The following is a 21,268-nucleotide window of genomic DNA, read 5'->3' on the forward strand; positions in this document are numbered from 1 at the left end:
TTGACAAATTTACCACTCTAGCTTCAACAGAGAAATGCCTTGCCTTGGTAGCTTCATGCTGATGGTAAGTTTTTTGTTTTTCACATCCACCCACTCAGGTGAGCCATATAGTTTAAGCTGTCCTGCTTCTTCAAGGGTTGCCATTTGTTCGCTTGTAGGGTTTTGCGGACTTCCCATCTCTTTCCACACTGTGTAAGAGTTGCTATGCTCCTGATCAATTCGGTAGTGGGTGAGCAAGATTCTTCCATCTCCTGGAAAACCCTCGATATTTATTTTAACGGGAGAGTCTTCCACGGCCAGGTCATTGGTATCGTGATAGTTCCAAACCATCACTGTAGCTACGTCGTTCGATTTCGATGCCAACGCATTGACATCAGGTTTCTCTCCTCTCACACTTTCGTCTCTTACCTTCAGGTAGTTGTAGCTCAGGTTGTCCTGACTTACTTCCACCCTATTGCCTTCCATCATTCCGAACATGCGGAAGGTGTTCAGCACTGGTTTATCGACGCCATTAGTAGCCATGTCTCTGAAACCGGCAAACCAGGGCTGTTCTTCGAATTCGAAACCCCAGGTAATGGCACCAAGGAGGTTGACGCCGTGGTGTTTGGCGAGGTCGTATTTTCTGGCAAAGGCGGCAGCTGTATAGGCCGCATACATGGTACCGTTGCGGTAAGCATTGTGAGGATAATCAGCCTCTGAGCACGCTGCACAGCCTTCGGGATCCGACTCGCCAATCAAAATCGGCAGGTGTTTGAGAGTCGGGTAGGAGGCCACAACTTCAAACCCTTTATCAATATCACGCAGCTGGGTACCAATGTTCATTTGCACCATGCCGTCCACTACTTTCGGACTGCCTTTCGCATGGAACGAAATAAAGTCCAGCGGAGAGCCGGTTTTGCCAGTCACGTAGTTTTTACCGGACACAACATGATCGAGAAATGCCCGGAGAAACTCTTCGGCTTTATCCCAGCCCGGGCCTGTGGTTTCCGGGCCACCTACTTTGGCTGTTGGCAGTGCTCGTTTTACGGCATCGGCACTGTAGTCATACAGCTTGATATACTCCTCGGTGGTTCCCTGCCAGTAGCCGATATTGGGCTCATTCCACAGTTCCCAGTACCAGCTTTCCACTTCTTCTTTTCCATACCGATCCACACAGTGAGTTACCCATTGGTAAACCAGCTCAGCCCACTTTTTATAGTCTTTAGGCGGATAAGCCCAGCCTGTGTAAATGTCGTTGTACTCTGCGCCGGGCTTCCAGTAATGCCGGTAGGGCTCAGGTTTGCTTGAGAGGGCCTGTGGCATGAAACCAATTTGAGCAAAAGGCTTCATACCCCGTTCTATGTAGGTGTCAAATATCCTGTCGACGATTGTCCAGTCGTAGATCGGGCGGCCTTTTTTGTCTTCGGTGTAGGCATTGGTAGAGCCCCATTTCAATCCATAAGTGCCTTCTCCTGTTACCAGCAGGCTATGTGCTCTCACATAAACGGGTACTTTGCTCAGCTTCGCTATTTCCGAAAGCAGCTTTTGGCCATCCTTCATGTAAGTGTAGTTGGGCTCGTCGTAGCCCCACCAGGCCCAGATGGGCAGCAGTTCGCCCACTTCGTTAGACAGATCAACCTGGATGGTTACAGGTTCAACGGCGTATTGAGCAATGGAGCGCCCAAAACTTAGAAAAAGAAGCAGAAAGGGTAAGAGCTTTCGTAGAGAGGTAGACATTGACCGATCCATAGACTTATACATTGGGGTGTTACATCAGCCTAAAATAGGTATAAATGTTGGCGATGTCCCCGTTGAAACAGAAAACCAGATGATCGGAGTGGTTATTTAGAGGATTATCAAATAAAAAAATAGTGACATCACGATGACCGTAACCGCCAGAAGAATAAGTTTTTTGACAGTCCTCGTCTTGTTGGCTTTTACCAACTGTGCCCTGAATCGCTTTAGGTATCGTTTGTTTGCTCTTTTATAGACTGGGGCTTTTCTGGAAATGATTGAATCGGTGATATAGGCCGTGTCGAAGTTCTTGTAATGTGCGGCATACTTACCTTTCAAGAGCGCCCTGTTACTCCTCATGGTATTGATCGCATCGAAAACAAATCCCGCACCGAACGTCATAACAGAAATGGATGGTGTTATGTGTTTAACGGCAAAGTTCGCAGTGAGGTTAGATCGATCATCTATTTTCCTCCCGGAAACCATTCCTGATCAAAAGCGCTTCTTAGCTCCTTTAATTTTTCATCATACTCGGGCTTGGTCGTAAAATGTGTCATTTCGTGGGGATCGTTGTTAAGGTCGATCAGGTTTTCCTCGACCCCCACCACGTCGTACCGCAGGTATTTGAGGCCGTCTGCCGACACTACCATCTTTCCTACCTGGCTTTCCACACCAAGATGCTCTCGCCAGACAACTTCTTTGCCTTCAAACAAAGGCCGCAAACTTTTGCCCCTGGGATCTGATTTTCCGTCGATGCCAGCATAGTCGCACAGGGTGGGCAGTAGATCCAGCCCGTTGGATATCAGGTGGGTGCTGTCGACCCTTGCCGCTGGAATCTGGCCTTTCCACATGGCCAGAAAGGGAACGTTCGCTGCCTCCTCATATAGAAGGCTTTTGTGCTCCAGCCGGTGTGATGCATCCATTTCTCCATGGTCGCTGGAGAGCAAAACCAAGGTGTTTTCTTCCTGTCCGCTGGTTTTCAGTGCATCCAAAATTGTTTGAATCTGCCTGTCTACCACCTCCGTCAGGCGGTGGTAGGCCCAGCGGTGCATGCGCCATTGTTTTTCGGTGTAGTGATCACGGGCCTGTTTCTGAAAATTCCTTTGTTCAACCCGCCAGCTAATGGCGGCCGGTTCGTCTTCCTGAGGTTCAAAATTAGGTGGGAGTGGAGGGCAATGCTTGCTAAAAAACTCATCTTCACTTACACCCTCAGGCAGCTTTAGCGCCTCATCAAGTGTGGCTAATTCTGTTTCGCCAATTTCGAGGAGCCTCTTTTCCTGCTGTGTTTCGGCAAAATCCCGAATGGCCATGTAGCAAATGTCGTGCGGATTGATCAGCGACACCACCATAAAGTAAGGCTTTTCATGGGGCGTGGAAATGTACTTTGCTGCCTCCATGGCCAGCTCGTCTCGTTCATCATTTGTGATGTCGGTGAAGCCAAGGGCTTCAGGTGTAAGTGACTTTGGCAGGTGTTCCTTTCCGCCAAACACCAGGTCGTATCCGGCCGCTTTCAGGTAAGCCGCTATGGTAGCGTTTTGCACGTCTACCGACACGTCAGGGATCCTCATGGCTCCAACATTCTCCCGAACCGGCTGACCATTGGCGTCATTGAAGTAGCCCGGAAATCTGCCCGTCATCATGCTCACTCGTGAAGGTGTGCAAACCGGGTTGGTCACATAGGCCCGGGTAAACCTGACGCCGTTGTTGGCGATATAGTCCATGGCTGGTGTCTTCAGCCACTGGTTGCCGGCGCAGGTCATCATGCTGGCATTTTGCTGGTCGGTGTAGATATAGATGATGTTCGGCTTTTGATTAACCTTTTCGGGTTCACTACCGCACCCGCAAAGTGCGATTGCCAGTAACCCGATGGAGAGTTTTCTTATTTTATCCATTGTGTCAAACTGTATGCGAGTGTTAAATTTTTTGTAAGAACCGCTTTGAAGAAAGTGCTGACAGGAAGAACAGTGACCAGGTTTTTCAATGTGCTTTTCACTGTTTTTCGAGTCTTATTACTGAGAATCCAATATAATCAATTGCACAAAGCAACCGGGACATTTTTCAAATTTTGTGCAAGCTGGCCGGTTAACTCTTTACAAATTCTCACTATTGGGCGCTGTTTTTTGCACGATTAGCAACCTCCTACAAGGCTTTTTTTAAATCTTCAGCAAAACTTCAGAATTACTCCCGAAATACTTCAGAATCAGTAGATGAATTTTGTTCGGTCAAAAGTGACAACTGAAATAGTTAAGTTTTTTGGAGAATCAAGAACGCAAAATTATTATGAATAAAACACTCATGTTCGTGGGTTTGTGTGCCCTGTTGTGCTACACAAGCTGTGAATCGCACAAGGAAAAAGAGGAGGAAGAAACTAAATTTTTAGTGACTAGTCCGTTGAGGATGGACACAACTGTTACAAAAGATTACGTATGTCAAATTCGGTCGGTCCAGCACATTGAACTGAGGGCACTTGAAAAAGGCTATTTGCAAAAAATATACGTGGACGAAGGGCAGCGTGTAAAAAAGGGGCAGCTAATGTTCCAGATAATGCCCAAACTATATGAAGCGGAGCTCCAAAAGGCACAAGCTGAGGCCAGTTTTGTTGAAATTGAGTATCAGAACACAAAGCGGTTGGCAGAAAGTAATGTAGTAGCGCCAAATGAGCTGGCCTTGGCCAAAGCCAAATATGATAAAGCAATGGCTGAGGTATCGCTGGCAGAAGTTCACCTGGGATTCACCCAAATCAGAGCACCTTTTGATGGGCTTATGGATCGCTTTCATGTAAGGCAGGGCAGCCTTGTCGACGAGGGAGACCTGCTGACAAACCTTTCCGACAATAGCAAAATGTGGGTCTACTTTAATGTTCCGGAAGCAGAGTACCTGGAATACGAATCCAGCGTTAAGTCTGACGAAAAAATGGAAGTGGGTCTTTTGATGGCTAATAACAGGCTGTTCAACCATAGAGGCGTAGTGGAAACAATTGAGGCGGACTTTAACAACGAAACCGGCAATATTGCTTTCAGGGCAACCTTCCCGAACCCCAATGGATTACTCAGACATGGTGAGACAGGCAATATACAAGTGACGGTAGACCTTAAGGGCGCCCTGCTCATTCCTCAGAAGTCAACTTTTGAAATCCTCGACAAAAGATATGTTTATGTGATCGACGAGGAGAATAAGATCCGGTCAAGAGCAATAACCATTTCGGCCGAAATGCCGCACATTTATGCTGTTCAGAGCGGGTTGGAAGTAAACGATAAAATCCTTCTGGAAGGGCTGAGGCTGGTCAGAGAAAATCAGGAAATAAGTTTTGAGTTCAGGGATCCGGCAGAAGTACTGTCGCATTTAACGCTCTATGCGGAATAATCAGGCATCCTTAAAATCGAGAAGAAATGTTTAGTAATATAATTCATAGGCCCGTTTTTGCCATTGTAATTTCGGTCATTATCGTTTTTGTAGGTTCGCTGGCTATTAAGCAGCTGCCTATCTCGCAATTTCCCCAAATTGCCCCAACAACTGTAAGTATTTTCATTGCTTACCCAGGTTCCAGTGCCGATGTACTGGTTAAGTCGACGCTCATTACCCTTGAAAACTCCATCAACGGTGTTCAGGGCATGAGGTACATGACCACCGATGCCACCAGTGCCGGCGAAGCTACAGTCACCATCATCTTTGAACCAGGCACGGATCCCAACCAGGCGGTTATCCGGGTGAAGACCAGGGTGGATCAGGTGATGCCTCTTTTGCCCGCACTTGTGCAACGTGAAGGGGTGATCATCACGCCCATCCAGCCCAGTATGTTGATGTATGTGAACCTCTACAGTACCGAGGAAGGATTGGATGAAAAATTCCTGTACAACTACGCCAACGTTAAAATGATTCCTGAAATAAACAGGATCAATGGTGTGGCCAGAACGCAGATATTGGGTAGCCGCACCTATGCTATGCGGGTGTGGCTCAACCCTGACCGCATGAGGGCCTACAATATCTCCATTGAGGAAGTAATGGAGGCGCTTGCCGAGCAAAGCATTATTGGTCGTCCGGGTAGAATAGGCCAAAGTTCAGGTATTGCTGCGCAGTCGTTAGAATACGTACTTACGTATAAAGGCCGGTACAACAAGCCGGAAGAATACGAGCAAATCATTGTTCGGGCGAATGCTGAAGGTGAAAGCATACACCTGAAGGACATTGCCACAATTGAGCTGGGTAGTGAGTTTTTTGACATTTACTCTAACCTGGATGGGCACCCTTCTGCGGCTATTGTATTGAAGCAAAACTACGGCAGTAACGCCAGTGAAGTTATTGCTGAGGTGAAGGCGAAGCTTGAAGAGATGAGGGTCAGTTTCCCTCCCGGAGTGGACTACAAAATCAGTTATGACGTATCCAAGTTTTTGGATGCCTCCATTGAGCAGGTGACACACACTTTGCGTGATGCCTTTATCCTGGTGGCTCTGGTAGTGTTTGTATTCCTTGGCGACTGGCGCTCCACGCTCATACCGATTCTTGCTGTTCCTGTATCCCTGATCGGTGCATTTTTTGTCATCCAGTTTTTTGGGCTTTCTATCAACCTTGTGACACTGTTTGCACTTGTGCTGGCCATTGGTATAGTGGTGGATGATGCCATTGTGGTGGTGGAAGCTGTGCACGCCAAAATGGAAGAGGAGCACCTTTCGCCTTACAATGCTGTGAAAAAGGTAATGGGTGAGATCAGTGGAGCGATTATCGCCATCACTATGGTAATGGTGTCGGTGTTTCTGCCCATTTCATTTATGACCGGCCCCGTAGGCACCTTCTACAGGCAGTTCTCTATCACGATGGCAAGCTCGATTGTGATTTCTGCTGTAATAGCCCTTACTCTTACACCGGTATTGTGCGCCATGCTGCTGAAGAACACACACGGGCAGCCCAGAAAGAGAACGCTGATGAACCGGGCGCTCGATAGTTTCAACAGTGGCTTCGAAAAAGTGACTGGCAAATACACGGGCTTGCTAAGGCTGATAGTTAACAGAAGGGGACTTACTTTCATCATCCTGGGCGTTTTCTGCGCAGGTATATTCTTTGAAAATGAAATTCTACCAGCTGGATTTATCCCCAGTGAAGATCAGGGTACTATTTACGCTATCATCCAGACACCTCCGGGCGCTACCCTGGAAAGAACCAATCAGGTGTCTCAGCAGCTTCAGAAAATTTGCGAGGAAATTGATGGTGTGGAATCCGTTTCTTCGTTGGCTGGCTATGAGATCATGACAGAAGGTCGGGGCTCCAACGCAGGTACTTGTTTGATCAACCTAAAACCCTGGTCGGAACGGGAGCATTCGGTGAAAGAGATTATGGAAGAGCTGGAAGAGGAGTCGAAAGGCCTTGGAGCTATTGTCGAATTCTTTGAACCGCCTGCTATCCCCGGGTTTGGATCTTCCGGAGGCTTTTCCATGCGCTTGCTGGATAAAACTACGGACACCGACTACCAGGAGTTTGATAAAATAAACAAGGAGTTCATGGATAACCTGGACAAGCGTCCGGAGCTCACTGGCTTGTTTACCTTTTTCGCCGCTAACTATCCTCAGTACGAGCTGTTGATAGACAACGAACTGGCCATGCAAAAGGGCGTTTCTATCGGCAAAGCGATGGAAAACCTGAACATACTTATCGGAAGTACCTACGAGCAAGGGTTTATCAGGTTCGACAGGTTTTTCAAGGTGTATGTTCAATCTGCTCCTGAGTTTAGAAGACTTCCCTCCGATGTTTTGAACTTGTTTGTCAAGAATGACAGGGAAGAAATGGTACCCTACTCGTCGTTCATGAAGCTCGAAAAGAAACAGGGACCTAACGAGATTACCCGCTACAACATGTACAACTCGGCTGCCATCAGAGGGCTGCCTGCCGAGGGGTATACTACCGCCGATGCTATCCAGGCCATTACTGAAGTGGCGTCCCAAACGCTGCCGAAAGGGTATGACATAGCCTGGGAAGGTCTTTCTTACGATGAATCAAAAAGAGGGAATGAAGCGCTGTACGTCTTTATCATTGTAGTACTGTTCGTCTACTTTGTGCTGGCGGCTCAGTACGAAAGCTTCCTTTTGCCTCTGGCAGTAATATTCTCCTTGCCAGTTGGGGTGTTTGGCTCCTTCCTGTTCCTTAAGGTAATGGGGTTGGACAACGATATTTATGCACAGATTGGTCTCATTATGCTGGTGGGATTGCTGGGTAAAAATGCAGTGTTGATTGTGGAATTTGCTGTTCAGAAACGGCGACACGGAGCAACAATTTTTGAAGCAGCCATTGAAGGTGCCAGGGTGCGTTTCCGGCCTATCCTGATGACATCATTTGCCTTCATTGCCGGTTTGATTCCTCTGGTGATTGCCACGGGTGCTGGTGCCATAGGTAACCGAACCATTGGCTCATCGGCCCTCGGCGGTATGCTCTTTGGAACCATATTCGGTGTGATCATCATTCCGGGACTGTACTACATTTTCGGAAAACTAGCGGACGGCCGTCAGCTGATCAGGGATGAATACGACAGGCCTCTGAGTGAGGAGCCCCAACACAAACATTCGAAAGAAATAAATTGATTATCATGTTGAAACGAATCATATATAAATGGGTTGGAGTGGCCTGCCTTTCCTTGGCGGTTTGGGCCTGCAAAACGCCCGACTTAGTACAAAAAACAGAGAGCAAGGCAGTGCCTGCGAGCTACAACAGTTCGCAGGACACCACCAATACTGGCAAGGTTCGGTGGCAGAACTATTTTACCGACCCGTACCTGATCTCCCTGATTGACACAGCTTTGCAAAACAACCAGGAGTTGAACATTGTGTTGCAGGAAATTCAAATTGCCAGAAACGAAGTGCAGGCCAGAAAAGGAGAGTATTTACCTTTTGTTGGCTATGGTGCGGGTGCAGGGGTCGATAAGCCTGGCCGCTACACAAGCAAAGGTTCCAGCGAGGCTACGACGGAAATTAAGCCAGGAATGGAAACGCCAGACCCGCTGCCCGATTTCATGGCGGGGCTGTATGCTTCATGGGAAGTGGACATTTGGCACAAGCTGCGCAATGCAAAAAAATCAGCCTTCAACAGGTACCTGGGGACAGTGGAGGGCAAGAACTTTCTGGTGACCAACCTGATTGCCGAAATTGCCAACTCCTACTACGAACTGCTGGCGCTGGATAATCAGCTGAGAATAGTACAGCAGAACATTGAAATACAAAGCAATGCCCTGCAAATAGTAAGGCTGCAGAAGCAATCGGCCCGGGTAACTGAGTTGGCGGTTCGCAGGTTTGAGGCGCAGGTACTCAACACCAGAAGCCTTCAGTTCGGTATTCAGCAGCAGATCATCGAAACTGAGAACAAGCTCAATTTTCTGGTTGGCCGGTTTCCACAACCTATTCAGCGCAACTCACAAAGCTTTATTGACCTGGTACCCAACGTGCTGAATGCTGGTGTTCCCGCTCAGCTGCTCGAAAATCGTCCCGATGTAAGGCAGGCCGAGTTAGATCTGGTAGCAGCCAAACTGGACGTGCAGGTGGCCAAAGCCAGGTTCTATCCTTCGCTGGGGCTTTCTGCCGGGCTGGGCTTTCAGGCGTTTAACCCGATTGACCTGGTGAAAATGCCTGAGTCGCTGATATATGGCCTGGCGGCGGATTTAGCGGGGCCTTTGATCAACAAAAATGCCATCAAGGCAGCTTATTCAAGCGCCAATGCCATGCAGATACAGGCGGTGTACAATTACGAGCGAACCATATTGACCGCTTACATTGAAGTGGCTAATCAGCTGTCCAATATCGGCAACCTGTCAAATACTTTCGAACTGAAATCACTTCAGGTCGAAGCGCTGACAGAGTCGGTCGACATTTCCAGCAATCTGTTTCGCTCAGCCCGGGCCGATTACATGGAGGTGCTGCTGACTCAAAGAGATGCGCTGGAATCAAGGTTTGAGCTGATTGATACCAAAATGGCGCAAATGCACGCTGTGGTAAATGTGTATCAGGCGCTGGGTGGTGGATGGAGGTAAGCACGACCGCCAAATGTAAGAAATGGAGCTGTCTGGGTTAGGAAAAAGGTTGATCGATTGAAGTAACAGTAGTAGAACAACTCCACAAAAGGCCTCCGAAGTCGAAAGATTTCGGGGGCTTTTTTTCTCTTGTATGGCTGGAGGTCTGGATTAAAAGCAGAGTGGCAACCGGCCATGAAGTGGATTTCTTTACTCAGACTTCATTGCTTTCGTAAGATTTTAACAATCCTGCTATAGACCACCTCCGATAAATTCCAGTTGTAGCCATCAAAATTGGTTGTATTCGTGAATTGAATTACAACAGTGTCAATGTCCTTGTGGTATTCAGCAATGCTCTGATAGCCGACAAGCAGCCCTGTATGTTCATACTCGTAGATGGAGGAATAGATTTCCTGTTCCCCTTCATCGAACACCGACCCATCGTTCAATGCTCTTATGAATGTGCCAACATCCTCGGCTGTAGCAATTATTAAGCCCGTATCTTCATATTTAAAGTCTTCATCAATACCTACATAATAGCCACTCATTACATCGTCTATATCCACTTCACTGAGTGAGCCGAAAGTATTTTTGAGCCCAAGTGGGATCAAAATCTCCTCCTTTATATACTGCTGATGGCTATAGCCCACCACTTTCTCAATGAGGTCAGAAATCAGCATATAATTGGTATTTGAATAGCCATAGTCCTCACCTGGTTCAAAGTCTGCTGGTAAATCCAGTGCATACCCAAGTGTTTCTTCTTTGTTTTTTGGAGGGTTTTTCCAATAGTCAGGGTGGTCAACAAAATTGGGAATACCACTCCGATGCTGTAGCATATGCCGCAGGGTTATTTTGTCTGAATTTTCAATTCTTCCCGCAAGCGCTGGAAAGTACTCTGCAAGTGTTTTGTCCAGAGACAAACGTCCGTTTTTGACTAATTTTGTGGTAGCCACAGCCACATATAGCTTGGTAATGCTGGCAATCTTGAATAAGGCGTGTGGGTTGGCCGGTATTTTGGCTTTTCGATCATGCCAGCCTGCAGCGTAAAAGCCAGGTTCCTTACCAGCCTGATCTACATAAACAATGATTCCGTCAAATCCATGATCAAGCGCTTCGTCTACTTGTGCCTGAACTGTATCAGGAAGGGGGAGTATCCAGGCCCATACGATAGGCCACGGCACAAAGTACAGGGAGCCGATGCTTGCAAGAATAAATACTATTCTGAGTACTCGTTTTATATTGTTCATATTTGACACTGTAAGGGTTAGTTTACTTTTCTATTATTAAATTCTCAGCATACCTGAGGGCTGAAGCCAGCAGATTGCTTCGATTCCTGGCTTTTTGCTTAAACTCATCAAGCATTTCTTGTTTGATCATCCGTCCCCGTACCATCACCATTTGAGGATTCCTAAGCACTTCCAGGCGATCCAGAGGATTGTCTTTCGTCAGAATTAAATTGGCTAGCTTTCCAATTTCAATACTTCCCTGGTTACTTAAGAAATCATGGGTTTCTGAGGGATTAATTGTGGCCGTTTGAAGTGCCTGATAGTTGCTCATGCCCGCTTGTGTGTAGAAATTCAGTTCCTCGTGCAGGGAATAACCAGGCGGTGTTACGCCAATGCCAGCATCCGTACCGGCAACGATCTTCACCTGTCGTTCATGCAATTTTTTGATGGCAAGCAAATGGAAATCGTGTTGGTCTTTGATCCTGCTCACTATGGTTGAATCACTGCTCTTCGTGCCTGCCCAGCGGTCAAACTGTGCCTGGCTGTCTACGGTTCGAATGAGAGGGTTCATGTATGCCAGCCCTTCCGAGTTTAGAATGTTATCTTCTGTCAGGAGTCGGTAAATATTGTAATAAACCACGAGAGTAGGACAATGTGCAGTATGTGGGTGCGTGGCATAGAGATCGACCACCTCACTTAGCCTGGCAGTGTCCAGGCGATACTCCAGCGGTTGTTGTACAATGTCCTCGGCATGCTCAATGGTAACGATTTCAGGCTTGAAATGGTAACTATAAGGCACCTTGGGGCTTGGGTGTGCAACAATGTCAAAATCTAATTCCCGCCCTTTTTCCACTACCGCATCAAAGAGCTCGCCGGTCAGTCCGTAATAGGTCTTGATGAAATCATACCCTCGTTCTTTGTATTCGGCAACTTTTGAATAGGCCTCCTCGGCAGTGAACAGCTGAAGATTATCATCGCCCATATACTCGGGGCCTGTGAGTTTGGGGCCGGAAGTAAAAAACAAAGGCCCAATGACCTCTTCGTTACTTATGGCTTTTTTCATGCGCAGGTGCATTGGTTGCCCCCACAGGTTTCTCACAGTAGTGACACCATTTGCCAAATAAAGGCCAAGCTCATACTCGTCCCACACATGAACATGCATATCGACCAGACCCGGCGTAAGGTACCCTCCTCCGGCATCAAACACTTTTGCTTTTGAGTCGGTTATTGCATCTGCTATCCTGGCAATCACGCCATCCTGAATAAGCACCATTTGATTCAGAAGCACTGTGTCGGCGGTCATTGGCACAATATTGACGTTTGTGATCAGGTAAGTGTTGGATTCAAATGCTGGATTGCCTTTGACTTCCAGGTAGGCGGTTCCCCTTTTATCAATAATCAAAGCTCCGGCTGCCACCAAAACCATCATCAAAATGAGAACGCCAACGGCCAGAGCAGTTATTTTCAAAATTTTCATGCTATCTACGTTTCAGTTTGTAAAAAAATATTTATCTCCTTTAAACCAGTTAAAATACAAATCTCATCCCGGTCATGCTCTTAAAAGCGGTTTTTTTCGCCATTTTAACCGGTGTAGTCGATTTCGTAAGCTTTTTGGATGCTAATTCCCTATCCTGATAATTTTACCATTGGCTTTTCGCAGGTCGCTTCTCTCAATCAGTGCGATGATGTCTCCGCCGGGAAGTTGTTTGACTGTCCTGACTCTGCCTTTTATCGACAAGCCAAAAGTTTCGCCCGTTTTGTGGTTGTATTTTATCAGCCTTCTAAAGGCCAGCGAACCAAAAATAAAATAATCGTTCCAGTCCGAAATATTGCTTTCGCTCACCTTTAACAAACAGGCAGGGGCAACAGCCTGGCCACCGTCTCGGGTTGGAACCGTCCAGTAGTGCGCTGGAAAAACTGTGAACTTAGCAGCAGAATCTTCGGAAATAGTAGATACCCACGCACCGTCGTAGTTGATGCCGTAAGTGAAAAGCGGCCAGCCATAATTCTTTCCCTTCTCTATTATATTGAACTCATCCCCGCCTTTGGGGCCATGCTCAATCCCAAAAAGGGTGTGAGTGGATGCTTCAAAAACCAGACCCTGCACGTCCCGGTGCCCATAGCTCCAAATGGTGGTAGGAGAAGCATACCCATCGAAGACGGGATTATCTGCAGGGACACTTCCATCATCCATTAACCGGTGAATCTTTCCTGCATCGTGGTTGAGGTCTTGTGCATGTAATACTGGATACTCACTGGTTGAGAAATCAGAATTTCCGATGTTGAGAAAAAAATGAGTTTCGTCTTCCCACACTATCCGCATGCCGTTGCCGGTGTAGTTTTGGTGCCGGGTGGTGAAAATAGTTTCCAACTGAGAGACAGTATTGTCCTGTACTTTAAGCCGGGATACTTTGGCAAAGCCGTCCGATGCCAGATAGGAAATGTATATCCAGGAATTGGTTGAGTAGTCAGGATGAAGACTTACATCCATTAACCCACCGTGCATAATGGCAGCTAAACCCGGGGTGCCAAAAGTCGCCACCTCCGGCATTCCATTGATCTCTGTAAGGGTGCTGTCCTCAAAGCGGAACATTTTCCCTACCCTGTCAGTAATGAAGTATTCATTTTCACCCACAATGGCTATTCCATAGGGGATGTTAAAGCCACTCGCTATGGTTTTAGTAGTAAAAGCATCATCGCTTACGGTATAGGGAGAATCCGGAACCAGCACAAGGTTTTGTTTGCAGCTAACCAGGCAACCAAAAGAGAGCGCCAGCAGCCAAAGAATTGTAATTAATTTCATCTGTATAAAATTTACTTTTTAGCGGCCAGATGGAATAGCCTGTACCATTACGGAATAGATCTTAGTCTGTTGACAGGTTATTCATTCCGTTGGGTATGGCATCCCTTATGGCTATTTCATAGTCTTATCAGCTTAAATGTTTTTGACTGTACAAAGGTCTGTCAGAAGTGCAGAGGCCAGTTATGAGCTATGCGGCGAAATCCATCAAGTTTAAGGAAGGCCCATAAATTATGATGCGGGGCTATAAACTATGACGCAAACTGCATAGGATGGCTCTGGCCAGGCAGTTGCCTTTTGCGCTTTCCGCCTTTCCACACCAACCACACAGCCAGTGCCAGCTCGGCAATAGCCATGGGTGCGCCCAGGATCATTTCAGCCATGGCAATTGCATCGGCGGCCTGAGGAGCAATGGCTTTGGCTGCATGGATGGTCATATAGCTAAGTCCGGCAACATACAACGACCAGCCCATCCACTTTGGAACGGTGTTGGATTTTAGGGAAAGGTACCCCAGCCCCAAAAGGTGAACACCAAACAGGATGAGGCCAAGCGACCAGTATTTTTCAAAGCCAGCCACCAGGTTCATCAGGGCCACCGCATCCTGATTGGCAGAGAAAAGCATTTGCCACACACCACCCAAATGGAAGATGGCAAAAGCCAGGATGGCCGAGTAGACAGCCCGCACCAGACCGGTAGCAAAGGAGATTTTAGCATCTACATGGGCAAAGAATCGGTAAAGACTCCATGCCACCAGCAGGTCGGTGATGAGGATGATCATCCATCCGATGACGCCACTACCGAACAGGCCAGGTGCGTTGTTGAGATTGGTGAGTGTAGCTGCTGGATTACCAGCTACTACCAGGCTGCTCTGCACATAGCCATAAGCATAACCGGCTGCAAGGGCCATGATAATGAGTGAAACACCGGCGACGATAGCGTCTTTTCTATTTGAGTTTTCCATGATTGAGAGGTATTTAAGAATTGACCAGATTGATTCGTTTCCTTATGCTGCCACTACTATGACCACATTGCCTTTTTTGTGCCCACAGGCGATGTAGTGATGTGCTTCAGCAACCCTTTCGAGTGGGTATTGCCTGTCTATCACTGTTTTCAGGTGGCCATTATTATGAAGCTCGATTACTTCCAGCAGCGTCGTTTTCAGCGTGTCGTCCGCATTGGCACCTGTCGCTTCAAACTTTGCTTTCTTTTTGCCAAAAAGTGAGGAGGTAATCATGTGCATGAGCAGCGAAAACCGGAGAACTGGCGACAGGTACATGCCTCGCTCAGTCAGTGCCTTTTTGGCTTTGGCAAATGGTGTCTTTCCGACTGTGTCAAAAATGACATCATACTGAGCAGTTAACCGGGTGAAATCCTGTTTTTGATAGTCGATGACTTCATCTGCACCCAGCGATTTTACCATTCCTGTGTTTTTGCTGCTGCACACTCCCGTCACGTGAGCGCCCAGGTATTTGGCGATCTGTATGGCTGATGTGCCCAGGCTGCCGGCAGCGCCATTGACCAACACCCGCTGACCAGACTGCACCTGCGCTATCCGCTTGAGAAAATTGTAGGAGGTTAAATGACCGTCGCAATAGCTGGCTGCCTCTGCGAAGGGCAGGGAAGTCGGCTTGGGGAGCATTACTCCATTGGCGGGCACCACTACGTACTCTGCATTGGTGCTGAAGCCAAGGGTTGTTTCACCGAACACCTCGTCGCCCACGGCGAACTGGGTGACCTCACTGCCGACGGCTTCAACCACTCCGGCAAACCCTGTGCCTGGAATAGGATGCTTCGGTTTTGTCAGGCCGACGAATAACCTGGCGACATAAGGTTTGCCAGTGAGCATCATGGCATCGGCAGTTGTGGCGGCAGATGCCATTACCTTGACTAGTACATCTTTCGGTCCGGGGATTGGCTTTTCTACAGAGGTGAATTTTAACACTTCCGGTGTGCCGTATCCGCTGGCGACAATAGCTTTCATTTGATTTGCTTTCATGCTTTTGAGTTTTTAATGATGAAGCAAAGAAAAAGCAAAGGGCAGGGGCATGTGTTCCGAATCAATGGCGATAGGTTCGGAATTATAAAACGGAACTCATTCGGCTATGAATGCAGCTTCAGGAAGGCGCTGGGAGTTATTCCTTCTGCTTTTTTGAAGTAAGTATTGAAGACCGTTTTGGAATTAAACCCACTTTCGAAAGCCAGCCCAACCAGCGAAATATGTGAGTTGGCCGGATCTACCGCCAGCTTTTTGAAATGCCCGATCCGATAGTTGTTGATGAACTCATTGAAGTTTTTGCCGATTTTCTCATTGAGCAGCCACGATAGCTGATTGGGATGCATCTCGATTTGCTCGGCCAGCGACCTCAGGCTGAGTGAGGGATTCAGATAAGGCAACTCATCATTAACGAATGCCATCAGCTTTTCCTCATAAGCGGCGGCCGTGGCCTCATCCAGTTGCGATGTATTGGTCTTTGGGGTTGGCTCCTTATGTTTCAACTCCGGATAGATCCGATCAGCATACCGCCGGAATCGCTCGTCCTCTCTGAGGTTCTTCGCCAACGGATCATAATAATTGAGTAGCAATATGGACGACTGATGCGTAAACAACTTTTCGACGATGGCAAAGGCTTCGTCTGCTTTGGACTGCTGCGCATAGATCCAGAAAGCATAGGCATCTGCCTGAAAAGAAGCGTTTTCGTTGGACTTGGCCATCACCTGAGTCACATAGGGCGCTGCCTTTTTGCTATCCCCCTTCATTAGGTAGGCCAGTGCGTTGATGCCTGCTCTTTCGTCGGGTATCATGATTTCATCCGGCATGTTAGCAGTTTCTTCAATCACCTGATCCATCCGCCCCAGATGAAACAGACAGTAGCAATGAACCATGTAGGCCGGAAGGTTTTTGGCGTTTGTTTCGAGCAACTGTTGGCAGATCGCAACTGCTTTCTCAAAATCCTCCGTTCGGTAAAAGTAGTAGGCCTGATAGAACAGCGTTTCCTGATTGAGCGGGTCGACGGAGCGGACATATTGCAGATGCTCATTCGCTTTTGTTGTGTCGTTTTTGAGCAGATACAGGAAAGCCATGAACTGCTGCCCCTCAGGGTAGGTGGGTCTCGACTCGATGCTTCTCAGGGTGTATTTGAAAGCTTTATTGTAATCGGCTTCCGTAAAAAAGGCATGATTGGCAAGCTGATAGTTGAGTGGTGCATGGTTCGGGTTAATGCGCTCCACAATCTTCATGTGCTCAAAAGCTTTCTTCCAGGAGGCCTCTCTTGGAGCAAAACCAGCCGTAGCCAGAAATCCATAGGCATCTGACAATCCCATGTGAGCGTCCAGCAAATCAGGATCCTGATCGATGGCTTGTTCAAAAAGACTGATCGCTTTGTTGACATCCTCGGGGTTCCAGTGGTTAAACAGGTATTTTCCTTTGAGTAATAGCTCATAGGCATTGAGGTTCTGAGTGGGGGACTTTGCCAGGTGGTCTCCGATCTCCATGTGCCCAAACTGTTCTCTGAGCTTGTCTGCAATATGGAGGCTGATTTCATCCTGTATTTCAAAGATGTTTTCGAGCTTTCTGTCCCAGGTTTGTGACCAGAAATGTGAATCCGTCGCTACTTCGATCAGTTGTGCGGTGATCCTTAGCATATTGCCACCCACCCGCACACTTCCTTCCAGTATTGCCGACACATTCAGCTTTTCGCCTATCTCCTGAATGGATGCTTTGTGATGCTTAAAATAGAAGCTGGAAGTGCGGGAAGTAACCTTGAGCTCTGTGACTCTGGCCAGCGCATTAATGATCTCTTCGGTGATGCCATCGCAGAAGTATTCGTTCTCGCCATCGGCACTCATGTTAACGAAGGGCAGAACCGCAATGGAGGTCTTTATGTGCGTGGGAGTACTAAGAATGACGGATGCTTATTAAAATAGTTCAGTTCGAAAATAACTCGATTTTTTTAGTTTCCCATGGTGAAATATCTGGGCCAAAGATAATGGGAGAAGGGTGGGTGGTTTTGGGGTGTGTTTGGTATTAGTCGCTAGAAAGATTGTAGGTGTTTTATATAGCTTACAAAGGAAAGCCGACAAGAAATTTTGATTTGTGGCGGACTAGGCGTCCCCGAAAATCCAAGCTAGCAACCCTATGGTAACTGGTGAAGCCACATTCATTCTTAGCGGCGTGTTGCAGCACTTTTATCTCGTTCCAGTAGTCTTTTAGCGGCCTCGATGGCTTCGGGAACTAGTTCGTTTTGAGACAGCATCCTTTGTAATTCTGCATGGGATTTGCCTTCAAACTTGTTTTCGAAACGCAGCACAGATGACTCAAATTTTGCCTGTTTTGATTCCTCCGATTCCGGTTTAGGTGTTATGGATGCTTTAAAGGATTGAAATACTTCAGGGTTAAGAGCTAGATGGAAAATTAGTAGACTCAGCGCAGTTACTTCAAATGAAATTATTCCGATTCCAAATGAAAAAGTCTGATTGTAAAAACTAATCCATGGTGTAAAAGCCAAAAGCGTTAATATGGTGAAAATGAACTTCCATACCTGTTTGTTCAGCAGAATTAGAGTCAACACTATTAACAGACCGAAACCGCAGAACATTACTGAGTCGGAAACGGCATAAGTTACTTCGTTACCGTCTGCGTTCACATAACCCGGTTTCAGAAGCGTTTGAATTACATGAGTCAATACCAGAATTGATGCAATTCCAAAGGGGATTAATTTGGGTAGTTCTTTTTTCGTCATGAAGGTAATGTGATACAAAGACCAGCTATCGTGCGTGGGAGGGGTAATGCAGCTCCGAATCCACTAGCACTTAGCCCCGCCTTGCCAACCGAAGCTTCAGCCAAGGTTGGGCAATGATAAAATTATACTTTGTGGCGAACAATCCAAGCCAACTAACCCGTGATAACTGGTGAAGCCCATATTCATTCAACCGTTGTGTTAGCGTCATTTTTACCGGTTGTCAGTATCATCGGCTTCTTGAAGGTCTTGAATATCTACAAGGATTTTATTCTCACTAATGTCGTTGCAACGTTCTACCCCATTGGCTTTTTTGGGTTCTCTATAGCCAGTAATTTCTACTAATGATTCAGAATCCTTGTATTCTAAGATACGCCCGAAAAGAACTGTATATCCACCGCTAAAAGCACCACACTTATTTTTAACAACAAACCTTACTTTGGCTCCAATAGGAAGTTCTAATTTTCGTTTTTCATAAAATTCATGCACTCTTTTTTCGCCGGCTTCCTGCTGCTGTCGAACGTAGGCTGTATCAGTTTCCATTCTACGTTGATGTTCTTCAGCATTTTCCCAATAGGTCTGGTAGTATTCAATCTGCTCTTCAACGTCCCAAGGGTTGCCTGTTAGTTCACGATAGAAACATCTGAAGATTATTCCCGACATGTCGTCTGGGTGTTGAATACCAATAGAGTTAAAATAGGATGCGAGCTCACCGCCCTTCCATAAATGCCAAGTATTCCTGATCCACATTCCTTGTGAAAAATGCACCTGCCCTATGTATTCGGTTTCATCTAGACTCTTAATCCATTGCTTAGTTGAATCATCGGTCAGCTTACTCATATGTCTCACCGCATCCTCAAGATCAACTGGCCTATATTTCCAGTCCTCCTTTGTTGGATTTTGTCCGTACGCACCGATACAGATAGCGAAAAATGATAATGTCAGAAAAATGTGCCTCATCTAGATAATTGATGCCAACCTCGGTAAAATGAGGGCGTGGGGGTTTTAATGCAGCTCGGCTCCCACTAGCTCTTAGCCCCGCCTTGTCAACCGAAGCTTCTGCGAAGGTTAGGCGATGATAAAATTAAACTATGTGGCGGAGAATCCAAGCCAACTGACCTTTGATAACTGGTGAAGCCCACATTCACTTTACTGTTGTGTTATCAGCTTTTATTCCTTGGTCAGACTTCTTCCGTCCCAAGTTCCAACAAAGCTATCCTTGTAGCCGTCCAGCTTGATGAACAGCGAGCCGTTGTCCAATATTTTCCATTCGTAGGTGTCAGTGTCAAGTTCCCAAAATTCACAATCGCATTTAAAGTCTAGTTCTTGGCTATCGAATTCCAGGACAAGGCCACCTGCTGTTTTCTTGAATGCCAAGAAGTGAAAGTGTTCAGGGTAGCCATTATCATAAAAGTAATCGTATCCAGTGTCCTGAAAGGCAAGGGCGACATCTTGGCTGAATTTAGGGAGCTGTCTGGCCATTTCTAATTCATGAACTCTAAAATCAGTGAAGTATACTTGTCCATTAATGAATATTTTATACCAGACTTCGTGCGAGAATTTCCAGGTGGTATCAGGATTTTGATAGGTTGTTCGATACTCGATTTCAAAAAGTTCGATAATCGAATTTGAGTAAAGTCGTCCCGCCACGTCAATGGAAGATTTCGGTGAGCTGTTCTTGAAAAGAGTTACGCCATTCTTGGGAGGAACAATATAGCCAGTGTTTCCTTGAATGCGTTCGATTTCTAATTGAGCATCAATTTTAGCTGTCGTGCTGAATCTTGGCGACGTACTTTGCAATTCATAAGCGCCTGGCACCATCTCGAAATAGGTCGGTGACCGTAGGATATTTTGGCCGTAAAGGCTTGAAGCAGCCATGCCAAGGATTACGAGTATGCGAGCAGTCATGTTTGTCCGTCGTGAATTTGTCGTTCTAAAGAGGTCAAAAGTTTTTCGAGGGCCGTCTCCACATTATCTGCTTTGAACAACCTGAGTGCCTTTTCCAACATCAGAATCAATGTTGCGCCGCTTTCAAGTTCCCAACTGTTAACACCTGAAAATGGCACCGCTTTCAGTCGTTGCTCAGTAATTGGCTGACCAAAATAGGCCGAAAGTTCACTTACGAATTGCGAGATAGATTCGATATCTGGAGTCGGCCAGTCTTGCATAGCCGACGCAAATAGTTCTGCTATTTCTCTCAGTTCAGTTGAGACCAAGCTTGAATCCATAGCACTCTCAAGTTGATCCAATGTAGTGATTCTTTCCGTCACGTATTCTTGCTGATAACATTTTTACAACCCCAAATCCCAACTCAGACTTGGGTGCACCCCACCATAGAAAGATAGGAGTTTTTGATCCAGGTTTTTATTCCAAACCCCTATAATAAACATATATTTTTCAACTCATTCATCCAATCCGTTCATTGGGGCAGGGCAAACGCATTTAAAACCATTTGGCTTCGAAATTCTTCTTTTTACCCTAGCCCTAAAGGGAAAGACGAATTTCAAAGCTGTTTCACCCTTAAGGGTCGGGGTAAAAAAACAGCTTTGAAAAAAATTTGACTCCTTTTTGTTTTAAATGCGTTTGCCCTGTTCATTGGGGTTTTTATCTGATCAACGTCTGCGGTAGGAGTATGCGGATTGACTTGGGTGGTGGTAAGCTCTTCTGCCTCTCAATCCCCTGATTGTTCGGATTATACCGAATGATTGCGACAAATGAATATTTTGATGCTAAATGTTCAGGAAAACTTCAGGATTGCTCCCAAAATACTTCAGAAATCATAGGTGAAATTTGTGGTATCGAAAGAAT

16 protein-coding genes are annotated in these 21,268 nt (G+C 46.6%); 3 read left to right on the plus strand and 13 right to left on the minus strand.

The features are described from left to right. Positions 1 to 9 precede the first annotated feature (9 nt). From ACMVP2_RS18735 to ACMVP2_RS18745, 3 genes are all read right to left on the minus strand, one after another. Complete coding sequence (locus ACMVP2_RS18735; RefSeq protein ID WP_416864605.1) at positions 10 to 1,728, minus strand: GH39 family glycosyl hydrolase; 1,719 nt, start codon at positions 1,726 to 1,728, stop codon at positions 10 to 12. 96 nt (positions 1,729 to 1,824) lie between these two features. Continuing rightward, positions 1,825 to 2,115 (minus strand): hypothetical protein, encoded by a 291-nt coding sequence (locus tag ACMVP2_RS18740; protein WP_416864606.1) that lies wholly within the window; start codon positions 2,113 to 2,115, stop codon positions 1,825 to 1,827. Positions 2,116 to 2,177: 62 nt separating this feature from the next. Then, positions 2,178 to 3,605 (minus strand): sulfatase, encoded by a 1,428-nt coding sequence (locus ACMVP2_RS18745; protein WP_416864607.1) that lies wholly within the window; start codon positions 3,603 to 3,605, stop codon positions 2,178 to 2,180. Positions 3,606 to 3,993: 388 nt separating this feature from the next. Between ACMVP2_RS18745 and ACMVP2_RS18750 the strand changes: the two genes are divergently transcribed. The 3 genes from ACMVP2_RS18750 to ACMVP2_RS18760 are packed head-to-tail and all read left to right on the plus strand — an operon-like array spanning position 3,994 to position 9,718. After that, complete coding sequence (locus tag ACMVP2_RS18750) at positions 3,994 to 5,076, plus strand: efflux RND transporter periplasmic adaptor subunit (RefSeq protein WP_416864608.1); 1,083 nt, start codon at positions 3,994 to 3,996, stop codon at positions 5,074 to 5,076. Between the two features lie 26 nt (positions 5,077 to 5,102). Next, a complete protein-coding gene (locus ACMVP2_RS18755) occupies positions 5,103 to 8,279 on the plus strand; it encodes an efflux RND transporter permease subunit (RefSeq protein WP_416864609.1) in 3,177 nt (1,058 codons plus the stop codon). Between the two features lie 5 nt (positions 8,280 to 8,284). Further along, the gene (locus ACMVP2_RS18760) at positions 8,285 to 9,718 is read left to right on the plus strand and encodes a TolC family protein (protein ID WP_416864610.1); all 1,434 of its coding nucleotides are present in this window, start codon (positions 8,285 to 8,287) and stop codon (positions 9,716 to 9,718) included. 200 nt (positions 9,719 to 9,918) lie between these two features. Here ACMVP2_RS18760 and ACMVP2_RS18765 read toward each other — a convergent pair whose 3' ends face one another. The 10 genes from ACMVP2_RS18765 to ACMVP2_RS18810 all read right to left on the minus strand — a co-directional run bounded on the left by ACMVP2_RS18765 (position 9,919) and on the right by ACMVP2_RS18810 (position 20,688). Further along, entirely contained in the window at positions 9,919 to 10,944 is a 1,026-nt protein-coding gene (locus tag ACMVP2_RS18765; RefSeq protein WP_416864611.1) for a serine hydrolase domain-containing protein, read from the minus strand. Between the two features lie 22 nt (positions 10,945 to 10,966). Further along, positions 10,967 to 12,400, minus strand: coding sequence for an amidohydrolase family protein (locus ACMVP2_RS18770; RefSeq protein WP_416864612.1), 1,434 nt, complete (start codon positions 12,398 to 12,400; stop codon positions 10,967 to 10,969). A 141-nt stretch (positions 12,401 to 12,541) separates the two neighbouring features. Further along, the gene (locus ACMVP2_RS18775; RefSeq protein WP_416864613.1) at positions 12,542 to 13,726 is read right to left on the minus strand and encodes a PQQ-dependent sugar dehydrogenase; all 1,185 of its coding nucleotides are present in this window, start codon (positions 13,724 to 13,726) and stop codon (positions 12,542 to 12,544) included. 248 nt (positions 13,727 to 13,974) lie between these two features. After that, positions 13,975 to 14,685, minus strand: coding sequence for a DUF4386 domain-containing protein (locus ACMVP2_RS18780; RefSeq protein ID WP_416864614.1), 711 nt, complete (start codon positions 14,683 to 14,685; stop codon positions 13,975 to 13,977). 42 nt (positions 14,686 to 14,727) lie between these two features. Next, positions 14,728 to 15,720, minus strand: a complete 993-nt coding sequence (locus ACMVP2_RS18785) for an NAD(P)-dependent alcohol dehydrogenase (protein WP_416864615.1) — start codon at positions 15,718 to 15,720, stop codon at positions 14,728 to 14,730. Between the two features lie 104 nt (positions 15,721 to 15,824). After that, a complete protein-coding gene (locus ACMVP2_RS18790) occupies positions 15,825 to 17,570 on the minus strand; it encodes a helix-turn-helix domain-containing protein (protein WP_416864616.1) in 1,746 nt (581 codons plus the stop codon). A 317-nt stretch (positions 17,571 to 17,887) separates the two neighbouring features. Continuing rightward, complete coding sequence (locus ACMVP2_RS18795) at positions 17,888 to 18,463, minus strand: hypothetical protein (protein WP_416864617.1); 576 nt, start codon at positions 18,461 to 18,463, stop codon at positions 17,888 to 17,890. 210 nt (positions 18,464 to 18,673) lie between these two features. Further along, positions 18,674 to 19,420: a DUF6794 domain-containing protein gene (locus ACMVP2_RS18800; RefSeq protein WP_416864618.1), complete on the minus strand. Its 747-nt coding sequence runs from the start codon at positions 19,418 to 19,420 to the stop codon at positions 18,674 to 18,676. Between the two features lie 210 nt (positions 19,421 to 19,630). Then, positions 19,631 to 20,368, minus strand: a complete 738-nt coding sequence (locus ACMVP2_RS18805; RefSeq protein WP_416864619.1) for a hypothetical protein — start codon at positions 20,366 to 20,368, stop codon at positions 19,631 to 19,633. Next, a complete protein-coding gene (locus tag ACMVP2_RS18810; RefSeq protein ID WP_416864620.1) occupies positions 20,365 to 20,688 on the minus strand; it encodes a hypothetical protein in 324 nt (107 codons plus the stop codon). Before ACMVP2_RS18810 ends, ACMVP2_RS18805 begins: the two co-directional genes overlap by 4 nt. Between the last annotated feature and the right edge of the window lie 580 nt (positions 20,689 to 21,268).

It is taken from the genome of Imperialibacter sp. (genome assembly GCF_048007035.1).
In the GTDB taxonomy this organism is placed as follows: domain Bacteria; phylum Bacteroidota; class Bacteroidia; order Cytophagales; family Cyclobacteriaceae; genus Imperialibacter.

Excerpts from the sequence above, each read along its gene's own strand:
- ACMVP2_RS18810 (WP_416864620.1), bottom strand. The coding sequence starts at position 20,688 with ATGGATTCAAGCTTGGTCTCAACTGAACTGAGAGAAATAGCAGAACTA.
- ACMVP2_RS18735 (WP_416864605.1), bottom strand. The coding sequence starts at position 1,728 with ATGGATCGGTCAATGTCTACCTCTCTACGAAAGCTCTTACCCTTTCTG.
- ACMVP2_RS18790 (WP_416864616.1), bottom strand. The coding sequence starts at position 17,570 with ATGAGTGCCGATGGCGAGAACGAATACTTCTGCGATGGCATCACCGAA.
- ACMVP2_RS18755 (WP_416864609.1), top strand. The coding sequence starts at position 5,103 with ATGTTTAGTAATATAATTCATAGGCCCGTTTTTGCCATTGTAATTTCG.
- ACMVP2_RS18770 (WP_416864612.1), bottom strand. The coding sequence starts at position 12,400 with ATGAAAATTTTGAAAATAACTGCTCTGGCCGTTGGCGTTCTCATTTTG.
- ACMVP2_RS18785 (WP_416864615.1), bottom strand. The coding sequence starts at position 15,720 with ATGAAAGCAAATCAAATGAAAGCTATTGTCGCCAGCGGATACGGCACA.
- ACMVP2_RS18765 (WP_416864611.1), bottom strand. The coding sequence starts at position 10,944 with ATGAACAATATAAAACGAGTACTCAGAATAGTATTTATTCTTGCAAGC.
- ACMVP2_RS18750 (WP_416864608.1), top strand. The coding sequence starts at position 3,994 with ATGAATAAAACACTCATGTTCGTGGGTTTGTGTGCCCTGTTGTGCTAC.
- ACMVP2_RS18745 (WP_416864607.1), bottom strand. The coding sequence starts at position 3,605 with ATGGATAAAATAAGAAAACTCTCCATCGGGTTACTGGCAATCGCACTT.
- ACMVP2_RS18740 (WP_416864606.1), bottom strand. The coding sequence starts at position 2,115 with ATGACGTTCGGTGCGGGATTTGTTTTCGATGCGATCAATACCATGAGG.
- ACMVP2_RS18760 (WP_416864610.1), top strand. The coding sequence starts at position 8,285 with ATGTTGAAACGAATCATATATAAATGGGTTGGAGTGGCCTGCCTTTCC.
- ACMVP2_RS18805 (WP_416864619.1), bottom strand. The coding sequence starts at position 20,368 with ATGACTGCTCGCATACTCGTAATCCTTGGCATGGCTGCTTCAAGCCTT.
- ACMVP2_RS18775 (WP_416864613.1), bottom strand. The coding sequence starts at position 13,726 with ATGAAATTAATTACAATTCTTTGGCTGCTGGCGCTCTCTTTTGGTTGC.
- ACMVP2_RS18800 (WP_416864618.1), bottom strand. The coding sequence starts at position 19,420 with ATGAGGCACATTTTTCTGACATTATCATTTTTCGCTATCTGTATCGGT.
- ACMVP2_RS18780 (WP_416864614.1), bottom strand. The coding sequence starts at position 14,685 with ATGGAAAACTCAAATAGAAAAGACGCTATCGTCGCCGGTGTTTCACTC.
- ACMVP2_RS18795 (WP_416864617.1), bottom strand. The coding sequence starts at position 18,463 with ATGACGAAAAAAGAACTACCCAAATTAATCCCCTTTGGAATTGCATCA.